The following is a 14,141-nucleotide window of genomic DNA, read 5'->3' as shown; positions in this document are numbered from 1 at the left end:
GCTTGGCTCCCGATCCGAGTTCACCGCCTGTCTTTTCGATCGGGCCGTCAAAGTCAACGGTCCCCCCTCGCCAATTGGCAAAGTCTGGTTATGATGCTGGCATCAACAATCCGAACCGGTGAGACATGCCTCCTAAAAAGACAATGCTGAGACCCCAAGGCGCGGCAAAGAAAAAGGCGAGCATTCCCCCGGACCCCAGATCGATGCGTGGCGTCAGCAGTTGGAAGGAAGCGGCCGGCTGGCTGCGTGCACGCGGCATCGAGGATATCGAATGCATCACGCCGGATCTTGCCGGCGTGCCGCGCGGCAAGATGATGCCGTCATCGAAGTTCACGTCGAACACGTCGCTGGCGCTGCCGTCCGCGCTCTACCGGCACACGATTTCCGGCGAATATCCCGAAGAAACCGGCAATTTCCGCTACGAGCCACGCGACAGCGACCTGAAGCTGGTGCCCGATCTTTCGACGCTGTCCGTCGTGCCATGGGAGACCGACCCGACCGCGCAGGTGATCTGCGACATCGTCGGCTCGACCGGCGAGGACGTGCCCTATACGCCGCGCAACGTGCTGAAAAACGTGGTGCGCATGTATGCGGATCGCGGCTGGAAACCGGTCGTCGCGCCGGAAATCGAATTTTATCTCGTCGCCACCAATGACGACCCCGACTATCCGCTGCATCCGCCGAAGGGCCGCTCCGGCCGGGCCATCGTCAGCGGCCAGGGTTATTCGATTGCCGGCATCAACGAATTCGACGAACTGATCGACGACATCTATCACTTCTCGGAGAAGCAGGGTCTGGAAATCGACACGCTGATCCATGAAGAGGGGCCGGCGCAGCTCGAGATCAACCTGCGACACGGCGATCCGATCGAGCTTGCCGATCAGGTCTTCCTGTTCAAGCGCACGATCCGCGAGGCTGCCCTCAAGCACGGCATCTATGCCACCTTCATGGCCAAGCCGATGCAGGGCCAGGCGGGATCGGCGATGCATATCCATCAGTCAGTGGTCGATATCGAGACCGGCAAAAACGTGTTCTCCAATCCCGATGGTTCCCCGTCGAAGGAATTCTTCCAATTCATCGGCGGCATGCAGAGTTTCGTGCCCAAGGCGCTGGTGATGATGGCGCCCTACGTGAATTCCTATCGCCGCCTGACGCCCGACATGTCGGCACCGGTCAACAATGCCTGGGGCTATGACAACCGCACCACGGCCTTCCGCGTTCCTGTGTCCGACGCCGCAGCGCGGCGCATCGAAAACCGCCTGCCCGGCTCCGACTGCAATCCCTATCTGGCGCTCGCCGCTTCGCTCGGCTGCGGCCTGCTCGGCATCCTGAAAGAGGTCGAGCCGACGGCAGCATCGGAAGGCACCGCCAACGAAGGTTCGGTCGATCTACCGCGCGGCCTGCTGGAGGCCGTGTCGCAGCTGGAATCGGATGATGCGCTGGCGGAAGTGCTGAGCGCCGAGTTCATCGGCCTCTATGCCGGCGTCAAGCGCGGCGAATTCGAGACCTTCATGCAGGTGATCAGCCCGTGGGAACGCGAATTCCTTCTCCTGAACGTCTGAGGAGCGCGGTTCATGGCATGGCAAAGTCCTATCGCACCCGGCCTGTCCTGGTATCAGGCGAGTGCCGGGGAGCGGCCGGAATATCCGGCGCTTGACGGCTCGACGACCGCCGATGTCGCCATTGTCGGCGGCGGCTATACAGGCCTGCAGGCGGCCTATCATCTGGCGACGCGTGGCGTCTCGGTCGTGCTGATCGAAGGCCATCGCTTCGGCGACGGCGCATCGGGCCGCAATGGCGGCCAGCTCGGCACCGGCCAGCGTGCCTGGCCGGACGAACTGGAAGATGAGCTCGGCTATGAGCGCTCCAAGGCGCTGTTCGACATGGCGGAAAACGCAAAGCAGCATCTGCTCGGCTTTGCCGATACGCATGGTATCGACATGGAATACATGCCGGGGCAGATGAATGTCTCGCACAAGAAAAGCTACGGCGACGACTATCGGCGTTCGGCCGAGATCCTGGCGACGCGCTACAACTATCCGCATGTCAGCTTCATGGACCAGGCCGAGACGGCCGAGCGCCTAGGATCGCAGCGCTATTTCTGCGGCGTGCGCGATACCGGCACCGGACATATCCATCCGCTGAAGATGCTGATCGGTCTGGCGCGCGTGGCGGCAGGATCCGGGGCGCGCATCCATGAAATGACGCCGGCCACGGCGATCCGCCAGAACGGCGGCAAGACGATGATCGAGACGCCCCGCGGCACGATTACCGCCGACAAGGTGCTGATCGCGACCAATGCCTATATCGGCAATCTGGAACCGGTGACGGCTGCCCGGGTGATGCCGATCCGCTCGTTCATCGGCGCGACCGTGCCGCTCGACAAATTCCCGGATGTGATCCCGGGCTCGGAAGCCGTCGCCGACAGCCGCTTCGTCGTGCGCTACTTCCGCAAGAGCCAGGACGGACGGCTGCTGTTCGGCGGCCGCGAGGCCTATACCTCGGACAGTCCGCGCGACATCTCCACCCATATCCGGCGCCAGATCGCCGAGATCTACCCTTCCCTGAAAGACATCGAGATGACCCATGCCTGGGGCGGCTCGGTCGGCATCACGCTGCCGCGCAAGCCCTTTGCCCGCGAGGTCATGCCCGGCGTCACCTCGATCGGCGGTTTTTCCGGTCATGGCGTGATGTTGTCAAACTATTCAGGCAAGATGTACGCCGATTCGATTGCCGGAAATTCGAGTGAACTGGACCTGCTCAAACAACTCAAGATCCCGCCTTTCCCCGGTGGTGCACGGTTCAGAAGCCCGCTTCTGTTCCTGGCGCTGACCTGGTATGCGCTGCGGGACAGGTTCTAGTATGCAGGTAGGGTCCTGCCTGTCGGACCGGGGCGACAGCCTCGAATGCGTCGCTATCGCTTACGGCATCCGCGACTTTTCGATGTGCCTCGGTTATCTCGAGGCTCATGGCATTGTGGTCGTGGCGAAGCAATGGCACCTCATTGCCAACCTGCCGCACTATGCCGGTGCAGTCGGCGGTATCCCGATCCGTGTCCCTGCGCGGCAAGCGCAGCGGACAACCGCACTGCTGCGATCGATAGAAGCCGAACCGGACCAAGGCGATGATCGCCGCGCGATTTCTTACCGCGTCTGGATTGCTGTCCTCTTCATTGCCCTGCTCGGTTTTGCGGCAGCCCCGCCGTCCTCTGGCCTTGTGGTCAATTGCCGCAACCAGACGCAACGCGTGCCGCAAAACGATAAGTGAATGCAAAATTCACCCCGCGGGGTGGCTTTTTTAAATCGATTAGATTACAAACCTGTCCAACTAACTTGCCGAGTGAGAGACGCCGTATGAGCAGCCAGATCATCCCCGTTGAACCTTTTGACTATGTCGTCTTCGGCGGCACCGGCGACCTTGCCGAACGCAAGCTGTTGCCAGCGCTCTATCATCGCCAGCTGGCCGGCCAGCTGACCGAGCCGACGCGCATCATCGGGGCTTCGCGCACGGCCATGACCGACGACGAATATCGTCAGTACACGCTCGCCGCGCTGAAGGAACATCTGAAGGCAGAGGAACTCGACGAGGCCGAGCTGGCGAAATTTCTCGCCCGCATCTTCTATGTCGCAGTCGACGCCAAGTCCGATCAGGGCTGGCCGCAGCTGAAGACGCTGCTCGACGCCGGCAAAGACATCGTGCGCGCCTTCTATCTCGCGGTGTCCCCGTCGATCTTCGGCGACATCGCCGACAAGATCCGCGATCACAAGCTGATCACCAAGTCGACCCGCATCGTGGTGGAAAAGCCGATCGGCCGCGATCTCGCATCGGCCCAGGCGCTGAACGACACGATCGGCAAGGTGTTCAAGGAAGAGCAGATCTTCCGTATCGACCACTATCTCGGCAAGGAAACCGTGCAGAACCTGATGGCGCTGCGTTTTGCCAACGCGCTCTATGAGCCGCTGTGGAACTCTGCCCATATCGATCATGTGCAGATCACGGTTGCCGAATCCGTCGGCCTGGAAGGTCGCGTCACCTATTATGACAAGGCCGGCGCGCTGCGCGACATGGTGCAGAACCATATCCTGCAGCTGCTTTGCCTGGTTGCCATGGAAGCCCCCTCCTCGCTCGACGCCGAAGCGGTGCGCGACGAGAAGCTGAAGGTGCTGCGCTCGCTGAAGCCGATCACCGGCGCTAATGTCGAGAAGCTGACCGTGCGCGGCCAGTACCGCGCCGGCGCCTCTGCCGGCGGCCCGGTCAACGGCTATCAGGAAGAGCTGGAAGCGACCTCGGACACCGAGACCTTCGTTGCCATCAAGACCGAGATCAACAACTGGCGCTGGGCCGGCGTACCGTTCTACCTGCGTACCGGCAAACGTCTTGCCAGCCGCATGTCCGAGATCGTCATCGCCTTCAAGCCGATCCCGCATTCGATCTTCGGCGAAAGCGCCGGCCGCATCGAAGCCAACAAGCTGGTCATTCGCCTGCAGCCGGACGAAGGCGTCAAGCAATGGCTGATGATCAAGGATCCGGGTCCGGGTGGCATGCGCCTGCGCCACGTATCGCTCGACATGAGCTTTGCCCAGGCCTTCGAGGTCCGCAATCCGGATGCCTATGAGCGCCTGCTGATGGACGTCATCCGTTCGAACCAGACGCTGTTCATGCGCCGCGACGAAGTCGAGGCAGCGTGGAACTGGGTCGATCCGATCCTGAAAGCCTGGGAAGAAATCGGCCAGAAGGCGCAGGGCTATACGTCCGGCACCTGGGGACCAAGCCAGGCCATCGCGCTGATCGAGCGCGACGGCCGTACATGGCACGAAAACGACTAAGGCCGGGGATCGCGATGGCGCATCACATGCATACATTCGAGACCGGAGCGGCGCTGGCCGAGGCATTGGCCACGCGCGTTGCCTCGGCGCTGGCCGCAGCGATTGCAGCCAAGGGAGAGGCGACGCTCGCCGTTTCCGGCGGCTCGACACCGAAGGCCTTTTTCGAGGCTCTGTCGGCGTGCAAGCTCGACTGGTCGAAGGTCAAGATCACCCTGGTCGACGAACGCTTCGTGCCGGCAGACAATGCGCGGTCGAACCATCTTCTGGTCGCGACGCATCTGTTGAAGAACGAAGCGGTATCGGCCGAATTCGTGCCGCTCTATCGTCCGGAAGCAACCATCGAGGACGCTGCCACGGCAGCATCCGGGATCATTCCGGGGATGAGCGAGCCTTTCGACGTCGCCATCCTCGGCATGGGGACCGATGGCCACACGGCCTCGTTCTTCCCGGGCGGCGACCATCTGGCAGACGCGCTCGACCTTTCGAAGCCACGCCGGGTGATGACCATGGAAGCGCCGGGCGCCGGTGAGGCAAGGCTGACCTTGTCGTTCTCGGCGTTGCAGGACGCCGGCCTGCTGGTCGTGCATATCGAAGGCGCGGAAAAGAAGACCGTGCTGGACAAGGCGCTGTCCGGTACGGACGAAGCCGACATGCCGATCCGGGCCGTGCTTGAACGCGCTGCGACGGTACCCGACATCTATTGGGCGCCCTGAGAGGCTTGCCCTGCCCTGCCGGTTGAGGAGACCGGCAGGGGCTTTATAACGACAAGACGTGAACGTTCGGGCCTGTCGAGGCCCTCCGCGCGATGCGTGCCCAAGGCGCTCGCGCCCAGTTGAGGAGCAACATCCGATGAGTGCAGATCGCCGTATCGAAGCCATTACCAAGCGCATTGTCGAACGGTCGAAACCGACCCGCGAGCTCTATCTGGAGCGCACGCGCCGCGCGATCACCAAGGGCGTGCATCGTTCGACGCTTTCGTGTGGCAACCTCGCCCACGGCTTTGCCGTCTGTTCCCCCGGGGACAAAGCGGCGCTTGCCGGCGACATCGTCCCCAATCTCGGCATCATCACCTCCTACAACGACATGCTGTCGGCGCATCAGCCGTTCGAGACCTATCCGGCCCAGATCCGCAAGGCGGCAGCCGAAGTCGGCGGCGTGGCGCAGGTGGCCGGCGGCGTGCCGGCGATGTGCGATGGCGTGACGCAAGGCCAACCCGGCATGGAACTGTCGCTGTTTTCGCGCGACGCGATCGCCATGTCCGCCGGCATCGGTCTCAGCCACAACATGTTCGATTCCACCGTCTATCTCGGTGTCTGCGACAAGATCGTGCCCGGCCTGATGATCGCCGCCCTGACCTTCGGCCATCTGCCGGCCGTCTTCGTGCCGGCCGGTCCGATGACCACCGGTCTGCCGAATGACGAGAAGTCGCGCATCCGCCAGCTCTATGCCGAAGGCAAGGTCGGCCGCGAGGAACTGCTCGAAGCCGAATCCAAGTCCTATCATGGGCCTGGCACCTGCACCTTCTACGGCACGGCCAATTCCAACCAGATGCTGATGGAGATCATGGGCTTCCACCTGCCCGGCGCTTCCTTCATCAATCCGGGCACACCGCTGCGCGACGCACTGACACGAGAAGCGACCAAGCGGGCGCTGGCGATCACGGCACTCGGCAACGAGTTCACCCCGGCCGGCGAGATGATCGACGAGCGTTCGATCGTCAATGGCGTGGTCGGCCTGCATGCGACCGGCGGCTCGACGAACCACACGATGCATCTGCTCGCCATGGCGCGGGCGGGCGGCATCAAGCTGACCTGGGAAGACATTTCCGAGCTTTCCGACATCGTGCCGCTGCTGGCACGCGTCTATCCGAACGGGCTTGCCGACGTGAACCATTTCCACGCGGCCGGCGGCATGGGCTTCCTGATCAAGCAACTCCTCAAGGCGGGATATCTGCATGACGACGTGCGCACGGTCTATGGCCAGGGTCTGAGCGCCTATGCCATCGATCCGAAGCTGGCCGACGACGGCACCGTCAGGCGCGAGCCATCGGCGGAACAGAGCGCAGACCCGAAGGTGCTCACCACCTACGACAAGCCTTTCCAGTCGAATGGTGGCCTGAAGATGCTGACCGGCTCGCTCGGCAAGGCGGTGATCAAGATCTCCGCCGTCAAACCGGAGCGCCATGTCATCGAGGCACCGGCGATCGTGTTCAACGACCAGCAGGAACTGCAGGAGGCTTTCAAGGCCGGCAAACTCGAGCGTGATTTCATCGCGGTCGTGCGCTTCCAGGGTCCGCGCGCCAACGGCATGCCGGAACTGCACCGCCTGACCCCGCCGCTCGGCGTGCTGCAGGATCGCGGCTTCAAGGTGGCACTGGTCACCGACGGCCGCATGTCAGGTGCATCCGGCAAGGTGCCGGCGGCCATCCATGTGACGCCGGAGGCCGTCGACGGCGGCCCGATCGCCAAGATCCGGGATGGCGACATCATTCGTCTCGACGCGATTGCCGGCACGCTGGAAGTGCTGGTCAATGCCGGCGAATTTGCTGGCCGCCCGGCCGCGACGGTCAATCTCGACGACAATGAATTCGGCATGGGCCGCGAACTGTTCGCCAGCTTCCGCCGTATCGCCGGACCGGCGGATCAGGGCGCCAGCGTGCTTTTCTAGAGACCGACAGATCACCGAGCGGGCCCGATCCGGCCTGCTCGTCTGTCTGGCCACAGGCAGGCTTGAGCGCCGTGACACCGGTAGCGATTTAGATCACGCCAATCTCAGCGCGGCACCTTGGCAAAGCCTTTGCCGAGGATCGGTCCCGTTGGCCGGCCTGTCGGGGAGCCACCCAGCGGTTCGATGGTGATCTCATACAGCTGCGTCTCCTGCGGTCCAGGCAGGCCGGGGCCTTCGACCATGACCGTGCGCCAGCTGTCGAGAACGCCCAGCGAGACCGGTCCCAAGTCCTTCGACGGCAGCGTCCAGACCTGCAGCGAGCGATCGGCGGGCACGTCGACATCGACCAGCGGCGTTACCCTTGCGGCATCATTGCCGAAATCCTCGATCATCACCACCGGCTGGCCGGCATCGTTCATCAGGATGGCGATGACCTGCGGATCAGGCCGGTTGGTCAGGGTATAGGCGAGGCCGGCGATGAGGAGAACAGAGGCTGCGGTCGCCAACAGTGCCATGCGTCTCCAGCGGCCGAGTGCACTGATTGCATTGTCATTCGCTGGTGGAACGGGAGGCTCCGCGGCTCGCCCGCTCCGCTCTACCGGCACGGTCCCCGACACTTGCTCCGGCGACTGCAACTGGCCCTCTATGCGCGCCCAGAGATCGGGGGACAGGCTTGATGGCTCGCCAGCCAGATCGAGTTCGACGAAGCGGTCGCGGGCGAGACCGACGGCCCTTTGCAAAGCCGCATCGCCTTCCATCGCCGTTTCGAAAGCGGCACGATCGGTGTCATCCATCAGGCCGAGCACATAGGCGTCAGCGCGTTCATCGATGTTCAACGGCTCGGTCATGCCATGCACTCCCGCAATGCCAGAAGCGAGCGGCGGATCCAGGCCTTTGCGGTTCCGAGCGGCAGTTTTAGCCGACCGGCAATCTCGCCATGACTATAGCCCGAGACATAGGCCATCAGGACGGTCTTGCGGCGCAGGGCATCCAGGCGCTGCAGGCAGGCGCGCAGGCGGCTCGACTGGTCGAGATCGTCGAACAGATCGGCAAACAGGCCATCCTGTGCCTCGTCCTGCAACCGCTCCAGGCTTTCCGTATCGGTCAGTTCCTCACGCCGTCCGTCGCGGATGGCATTGAGCGAGCGGCTCCTGACCACGGCATAGAGCCAGCCGCGGGCGGAACCGCGTTCGGGACTATATTGCCCGGCCTTCTGCCAGATCTGCAGGAAAGCTTCCTGGACGATTTCCTCGGCCAGATCGTGGCGGCGCAGGATGCGCTCGGCGATCGTCACCATGCGCGCGGCCTCGCTGTGATAGATCACGGCAAGTCCCTTGCGGTCCCCGACAGCGCACGACTTCAGCGCCATCTCCAGCCGCTGTTGCGGATCCTCCATCCGAACTCCTTTTCCTCGTCTGACCAAAGCGTAGCGGCGCGACGGGCGATTGCAAGGCTTCTCACCCGCGCCCCGCTGCCGATGATCCATATCCCCGATCAAACCCATGTGTTCATCCCTTCTACGGATGAGACACGGCAGCAGACGATTTGGATGCAGAAATAAATACGAATTCGCTGCATCCAAAGTGCATCGCCCGCGTGTCTAAAGTTCAGGAGGTGCCATTCCGGCGCTTTCCGGATCAACATATTCGGGAGAAGACCATGAAGACCTTGAGCATTCTCAGCCTGACCGCCGCCACCGCGCTGACCGCGTTTTCAGCCCATGCGGCGCCTGCCCTCGGCCTTGCCGGCGATAAGACACTCGTGATGTTCGATACCGACAAGCCTGATACCACCAAGACGATGGACGTGACCGGCGTGACGAAACTGGTCGGCCTCGACTTTCGCCCGGGCACGAAGACCATTGTCGGCGTAACTGCAGACAGCGTCATTGTCACGATCGACCCCGCGACCGGTGCTGCCACTGAAGTTGCCAAGATGGACAAGCCGCTCACGATCGGCGCGGCGCCGGTTGTGGTGAACTTCAACCCTGCCGCCGACCGCCTGCGCTACATGACCGGCACGACGAATTACCGCGTTCATCCCGACACCGGTGCCGTCACCGTCGACGGCAATCTCGCCTTCGAAGAGGGCGACATGCACAAGGGCGAAGCGCCCAACACGGTGGCGGCCGCCTATACCAATTCGATGGGCAAGCCGGAAAAGACGGCCATGTACAATATCGATGCGACGATCGGCGCACTGATCCAGCAGACCAAGCCGAATGACGGGACACTGAAGGCGATCGGCAAGCTCGGCATCGAAGGCATGCCGAAGACCTATGCCTTCGACATCCAGGCAACCGGCGAAGGCAAGAATACCGCCTGGCTGGTGGCAGACAACAGCCTCTACACGGTCAATCTGGAAACCGGTGCCGCCACCAAGACCGGTGCGCTCGCCGGCGTCGAGATGCCGGTGCGTGCGATCACCGTGATGCCGGCAATGTAAAGCCGGCACAAAAGGATCCCTCGCCCTGCTGGGGTGGCGAGGGTCAGGGTGAGGGGCATGCAGTTCAGCGCGTCCCGAGTTCGACGCTCGTCCCTCACCCGCCTCCCCTTCGCCAAGGACCCTTCTCCCTGCTACGGGAGAAGGGTTCCTGCATTGGCTCAGCCGCGGATGAAGCCCAGGACGTCGGCATTGAACTTGTCCGCCTGCGTCTGGGCGAGACCATGCTGGCCACCTTCATAGACCTTGAAGATGGAGCCCTTGACCAGCTTGGCGGCCTTTTCAGCTGTTGCCTTGATCGGCACGATTTGGTCGTCATCGCCGTGGATGATCAGGGTCGGCTTGTCGATCGCCTTCAGGTCGTCGGTGTAGTCGACTTCCGAAAACTCGCGGATGCAATCGTACTGGCCCTTGATGCCGCCGGCGAGACCCTGCAGGCGGAAGCTTTCGCGGAAGCCTTCGTTGACGGTGGCACCCTCGCGGTTGAAGCCGTAGAAGGGAAGCGTCAGGTCATAGTAGAACTGCGACCGGTTGTTTGCCGTGCCGGCGCGGATGCTGTCGAACACTTCCATCGGCACGCCTTCCGGATTGGCTTCCGTCTTCAGCATCAGCGGCGGAACGGCGCCGACCAAGACGACCTTGGCGACACGGGCCGAGCCGTGGCGACCGATATAGTGGGCCACTTCGCCACCGCCGGTCGAATGACCGATCATGACGATGTCCTTGAGGTCGAGTTTCTCGATCAGCTCGGCCAGATCATCGGCATACTGGTCCATGTTGTTGCCGTTCCAGGGCTGGTCGGAACGCCCATGGCCGCGGCGATCATGGGCGATGACCCGGTAACCCTGCAGGCCGAAATACAGCATCTGGGCATCCCAGGCATCCGACGAGAGCGGCCAGCCATGCGAGAAGAGGACAGGCTGGCCGTCTCTGGAGCCCCAGTCCTTGTAGAAGATGTTCGTGCCGTCCTTGGTGGTGATGCTGCTCATGATCAAATCTCCTGATGTGGTAGAGGCGAATGAAGGGGTTGCGAATGCCGGGGCATTCACCAAAGCGAGGGCTGCGAATGCCGTTCCGGCCACCAGCGCGCCCCTGCGGGTGAGGGAGAGTGCAGTTGAGTTTCGATCCGACATTTGGCAGCTCCTTTGTTAATTGCGCGCAATTTGCTTGTGCGCAATCTATATCGCGCAGATTCACGCGACTGTCAATTGCTATCAATTAAATAGTGCACAATTTTTATCGGCACCTGAATGCCCCCATAGCGGCGCGATCACCGGCCCGGCGCCAAGCTCCCTTGCAAGCAGGTTTGCCGCCAACAAAAACGCCCCCGACCGGGATGGATGGTCGGGGGCGTGAAGGAATGGTCAGGACAAAGGCAGAAGCTGCTAGAGCATCGCCATGTATTTCGGCAGTTCGCGCATGCTTGGCACGACGACCAGCGTCTTCACATTGCCGCGCTTGAAGGCATTGAGGAAACGATTGTAATCCTCGAACACGACACAGCCGGAACTGTCGCCGCGCCGGCGCAGGAGATAGGTATGGGTCAGGAAGCCGTCGCGATTGTACATCCTGGAATCGCCGACCGGGGTCATGCGGATCGCCTCGATGCCGTGAAACCGGGATTCACGCATGCGCAGGGTATAGACGTTCGGCGGAGTCGGCCCCTGGTTCTTCATATGGACGAACTTCGGCTTGTCGCGCATGTGGCCGCGTCCGGAATGGGCCTCGAGCTTTTCGCCATTCGGCATGTGAACGACGGCTTCATCGATGACATAGACCGCGATACGGCTGCCGGCACCCGGAAGTTTCGACTTGCGGCTGAACAGGCCACCGGCGCCATCATCGGTGGTGATCGGATTGTCCGGCTTGGCATAGGCCAGCATGCTGGACAGAGTCTTGGTCTTTTTCGGCTTCGGCGGCGCGGCAGGCGTTTCGGTGGTCAAAGGCTCGACCAGCACAGCCTTGGGCTTCGGCTTGGAACCCGGCATCGGGCCATCATCCGGCAGGGCATCGTGGTCCATGTCCGGTTCGGACAGCAATTCGACAAATGGCTCCTCGCGCGGATCGGCTGCGGCAACCACGTCGGCGGCCGTCGATGGGGCGGCGTAGCCGAGCGCCATTGTCGCGGCGCTGGCGGCTACGGGAATGGAGGCGGTCATCACCGGATCGACGTCATCGGCGGCGGTGCGGCGCTCATGTGCGGCAGTGGCAAGACCAGCCTGCTGGCGGGTCGCTTCCGCCTCGACCAGCGCGTCTCGCAGCACAGCCATGGCCTGCGGATCGGTGAAGCTCTCGATGCGGGCAAGCAGCAGACGATCAGATTTATCAACTTCGGCCAGCCGCATGGCGGCCGGCAACATCAGCAGGCCCAGATGATCGGTCGCAGCAATCGCTTCGGCAAAACGGGCGCGCATCTTTTCAAGCGCTGCATGCTGGGCACTGGCCGTGGTGATCGGGCGTGGGGCCAGCGGCTGGGTCAGCGCCAGTTCGGGGCGCGGCAGCGAATGGCCGGCCAGAACCGGTGCTTCGACGGCCGAGCTGGACAGGCCCTTGACGATTGCAAGGGTGGCCATGGCCCAGAAGCCGCAAGCAAGACCGATGCCCATGATGGTCGGCATGCTGGAGCCGCGCTTCCTGGTGCGCGACTTCGTCTTTACAACGGCAGACACATTGCCACCGGACACAAACTTGGTCGAGGACGCCATACTGATACTCGCTACCGGACTCACATGGCATCAATACGGCGATGCCGACACTCTTACAGGCCAGACAGATTGGAGATCCCGTTCTGTCGGATGCCCTAAAGAATGAAGAAGTTTGGTAACCAAGAGGTTTACGCGTCGATCTTTCTTGTCACATGGCGGGATGAAATCTGCATCCTCCCGCCATCGGTACCGGCATACCTCACTATGCCGGAGCCGCCACACCGGCAAAATGTCAGACGGAGCGCGTCAGACCACCGTCGACCTTGATGTTCTGGCCGGTAATGTATCCGGCGCCGGACGAGGCCAGAAAGGCAACCGTTGCAGCGACTTCCTCACTGGTGCCATATCGTTTCATCGGCACCCCTTCGCGGCGCTCCTCTGTGGCCGGCAGGCTGTCGATCCAGCCCGGAAGAACATTGTTCATCCGGACGTTTTCAGCCGCATAGGTATCGGCAAAGATCTTGGTGAAGGCGGCAAGGCCGGCACGCGCGACGGCAGACGTCGGGAACATGGCGCTCGGCTCAAACGCCCAGGCCGTCGAGATGTTGATGATCACGCCCGATTTCTGCGCCTGCATGATCGGCGTGACCAGACGGGTCGGGCGGATGACGTTCATCAGATAGACGTCGATGCCCTTGTGCCAGTCCTCGTCGGTAATTTCGAGGATCTGCGCGCGTGGACCGTGGCCTGCGCTGTTAACCAAGACATCGACCCGGCCCCAGGTGGACATGGTGGCGTCGACCAGGCGCTTGAGGTCGTCGTTCGACTGGTTGGAGCCGGTGACGCCGATCCCGCCGAGTTCCTGCGCCAGCGCCTCGCCCTTGCCGGAGGACGACAGGATGGCGACCTTGAAGCCATCGGCGGCCAGCCGCTTGGCAGCGGCTGCTCCCATTCCGCTTCCGCCCGCAGTGACGATGGCAACCTTATTTTCCGACATGAATATCTCCCCTGTGTTTGGCCGGGAGGATTATGAGCTTTGCGGTCGATGTCCAGTCAGAAAAACTGAAGGCCGGTGTAGCTTGCGCCACACCGGCCTTCGATCACGAAACGAAAAAAGCGGCCTTACCAGCTACGAACGTCGAGCACGCGGTCCCTGTGGGCCGGATGAGTGGAGAAGACGAAGATACGGTCGAGTTCCTTCTGGGTCAGCAGACGCAGGAAGCGGATCTCGGCGGTATTGTTGGAAAACGTCTTCAGCAGGATGCTACCGATCTTGTTGATGCGTGCATCCGGAATGTCGAAGTAGAATTGCTTAGGAAGATTGACCTGCGTGATCAGCGAAATGATCGCCCCGCTCATCGAGATGCGGACGACGTCGCAGCGGCGCGCGGCCATATGCGTCATGCCGTTCTCGGTATACTCGAGACGTCCCGCGTTCATCGTGTCTTCCATGCGGTACCGGTTTTCCCGGTCGTACATGAAGGATTCTTCCTTTTTCAGAAAATGAGAACCACTTGGCGCTGCCATTGTTCCTGTCCCTATTTTTTTGTCCGTTCTTATG

Annotated in this window: 13 protein-coding genes; 7 read left to right on the top strand and 6 right to left on the bottom strand. The window is 62.1% G+C overall.

Features of this window, described 5'->3' with window-relative positions; all coding sequences use genetic code 11:
* Positions 1 to 125: 125 nt before the first annotated feature.
* The 6 genes from PDO_RS02150 (at position 126) to edd (ending at position 7,493) form a co-directional block, all read left to right on the top strand.
* On the top strand, positions 126 to 1,562 hold the full coding sequence (locus PDO_RS02150; RefSeq protein ID WP_037072348.1) for a glutamine synthetase family protein: 1,437 nt from the start codon (positions 126 to 128) through the stop codon (positions 1,560 to 1,562).
* 12 nt (positions 1,563 to 1,574) lie between these two features.
* Positions 1,575 to 2,861: an NAD(P)/FAD-dependent oxidoreductase gene (locus tag PDO_RS02145; RefSeq protein ID WP_007597186.1), complete on the top strand. Its 1,287-nt coding sequence runs from the start codon at positions 1,575 to 1,577 to the stop codon at positions 2,859 to 2,861.
* Position 2,862: 1 nt separating this feature from the next.
* On the top strand, positions 2,863 to 3,267 hold the full coding sequence (locus PDO_RS02140) for a hypothetical protein (protein ID WP_007597185.1): 405 nt from the start codon (positions 2,863 to 2,865) through the stop codon (positions 3,265 to 3,267).
* An 86-nt stretch (positions 3,268 to 3,353) separates the two neighbouring features.
* Positions 3,354 to 4,826: a glucose-6-phosphate dehydrogenase gene (gene zwf, locus PDO_RS02135; RefSeq protein WP_007597184.1), complete on the top strand. Its 1,473-nt coding sequence runs from the start codon at positions 3,354 to 3,356 to the stop codon at positions 4,824 to 4,826.
* Positions 4,827 to 4,840: 14 nt separating this feature from the next.
* Positions 4,841 to 5,539, top strand: a complete 699-nt coding sequence (gene pgl / locus PDO_RS02130) for a 6-phosphogluconolactonase (RefSeq protein WP_007597183.1) — start codon at positions 4,841 to 4,843, stop codon at positions 5,537 to 5,539.
* A gap of 136 nt (positions 5,540 to 5,675) precedes the next feature.
* Complete coding sequence (gene edd, locus PDO_RS02125) at positions 5,676 to 7,493, top strand: phosphogluconate dehydratase (RefSeq protein WP_007597182.1); 1,818 nt, start codon at positions 5,676 to 5,678, stop codon at positions 7,491 to 7,493.
* Positions 7,494 to 7,597: 104 nt separating this feature from the next.
* On the opposite strand, the gene PDO_RS02120 is transcribed toward edd, so the two are convergent.
* Positions 7,598 to 8,341, bottom strand: coding sequence for an anti-sigma factor (locus tag PDO_RS02120; RefSeq protein ID WP_007597181.1), 744 nt, complete (start codon positions 8,339 to 8,341; stop codon positions 7,598 to 7,600).
* Positions 8,338 to 8,889, bottom strand: a complete 552-nt coding sequence (locus PDO_RS02115) for a sigma-70 family RNA polymerase sigma factor (protein ID WP_007597180.1) — start codon at positions 8,887 to 8,889, stop codon at positions 8,338 to 8,340. The genes PDO_RS02120 and PDO_RS02115 overlap by 4 nt, the downstream gene beginning before the upstream one ends.
* Before the next feature lie 263 nt (positions 8,890 to 9,152).
* Here PDO_RS02115 and PDO_RS02110 point away from each other — a divergent pair, with 263 nt between their 5' ends.
* The gene (locus tag PDO_RS02110) at positions 9,153 to 9,938 is read left to right on the top strand and encodes a DUF4394 domain-containing protein (RefSeq protein WP_007597179.1); all 786 of its coding nucleotides are present in this window, start codon (positions 9,153 to 9,155) and stop codon (positions 9,936 to 9,938) included.
* A gap of 158 nt (positions 9,939 to 10,096) precedes the next feature.
* On the opposite strand, the gene PDO_RS02105 is transcribed toward PDO_RS02110, so the two are convergent.
* The 4 genes from PDO_RS02105 to PDO_RS02090 all read right to left on the bottom strand — a co-directional run bounded on the left by PDO_RS02105 (position 10,097) and on the right by PDO_RS02090 (position 14,107).
* A complete protein-coding gene (locus PDO_RS02105) occupies positions 10,097 to 10,924 on the bottom strand; it encodes an alpha/beta fold hydrolase (protein ID WP_037072345.1) in 828 nt (275 codons plus the stop codon).
* A gap of 396 nt (positions 10,925 to 11,320) precedes the next feature.
* Positions 11,321 to 12,640 (bottom strand): DUF2778 domain-containing protein, encoded by a 1,320-nt coding sequence (locus PDO_RS02100; RefSeq protein WP_007597174.1) that lies wholly within the window; start codon positions 12,638 to 12,640, stop codon positions 11,321 to 11,323.
* 232 nt (positions 12,641 to 12,872) lie between these two features.
* A complete protein-coding gene (locus PDO_RS02095; RefSeq protein ID WP_007597172.1) occupies positions 12,873 to 13,577 on the bottom strand; it encodes an SDR family oxidoreductase in 705 nt (234 codons plus the stop codon).
* A gap of 125 nt (positions 13,578 to 13,702) precedes the next feature.
* Entirely contained in the window at positions 13,703 to 14,107 is a 405-nt protein-coding gene (locus tag PDO_RS02090) for a hypothetical protein (protein ID WP_081593121.1), read from the bottom strand.
* Positions 14,108 to 14,141 lie beyond the last annotated feature (34 nt).

The sequence above is a fragment of the Rhizobium sp. PDO1-076 genome (genome assembly GCF_000247475.1).
Taxonomy (GTDB): domain Bacteria; phylum Pseudomonadota; class Alphaproteobacteria; order Rhizobiales; family Rhizobiaceae; genus Allorhizobium.
The sequence above is the reverse complement of the archived record's forward strand: the minus strand, read 5'-3'. Positions and strand labels throughout refer to the sequence as shown.

Bases quoted from the DNA above. Each gene is read 5' to 3' on its own strand.
- PDO_RS02120 (WP_007597181.1), bottom strand. From the start codon at position 8,341: ATGACCGAGCCGTTGAACATCGATGAACGCGCTGACGCCTATGTGCTC.
- PDO_RS02100 (WP_007597174.1), bottom strand. From the start codon at position 12,640: ATGGCGTCCTCGACCAAGTTTGTGTCCGGTGGCAATGTGTCTGCCGTT.
- PDO_RS02115 (WP_007597180.1), bottom strand. From the start codon at position 8,889: ATGGAGGATCCGCAACAGCGGCTGGAGATGGCGCTGAAGTCGTGCGCT.
- PDO_RS02110 (WP_007597179.1), top strand. From the start codon at position 9,153: ATGAAGACCTTGAGCATTCTCAGCCTGACCGCCGCCACCGCGCTGACC.
- PDO_RS02145 (WP_007597186.1), top strand. From the start codon at position 1,575: ATGGCATGGCAAAGTCCTATCGCACCCGGCCTGTCCTGGTATCAGGCG.
- PDO_RS02090 (WP_081593121.1), bottom strand. From the start codon at position 14,107: ATGGCAGCGCCAAGTGGTTCTCATTTTCTGAAAAAGGAAGAATCCTTC.
- edd (WP_007597182.1), top strand. From the start codon at position 5,676: ATGAGTGCAGATCGCCGTATCGAAGCCATTACCAAGCGCATTGTCGAA.
- pgl (WP_007597183.1), top strand. From the start codon at position 4,841: ATGGCGCATCACATGCATACATTCGAGACCGGAGCGGCGCTGGCCGAG.
- PDO_RS02095 (WP_007597172.1), bottom strand. From the start codon at position 13,577: ATGTCGGAAAATAAGGTTGCCATCGTCACTGCGGGCGGAAGCGGAATG.
- PDO_RS02140 (WP_007597185.1), top strand. From the start codon at position 2,863: ATGCAGGTAGGGTCCTGCCTGTCGGACCGGGGCGACAGCCTCGAATGC.
- PDO_RS02105 (WP_037072345.1), bottom strand. From the start codon at position 10,924: ATGAGCAGCATCACCACCAAGGACGGCACGAACATCTTCTACAAGGAC.
- PDO_RS02150 (WP_037072348.1), top strand. From the start codon at position 126: ATGCCTCCTAAAAAGACAATGCTGAGACCCCAAGGCGCGGCAAAGAAA.
- zwf (WP_007597184.1), top strand. From the start codon at position 3,354: ATGAGCAGCCAGATCATCCCCGTTGAACCTTTTGACTATGTCGTCTTC.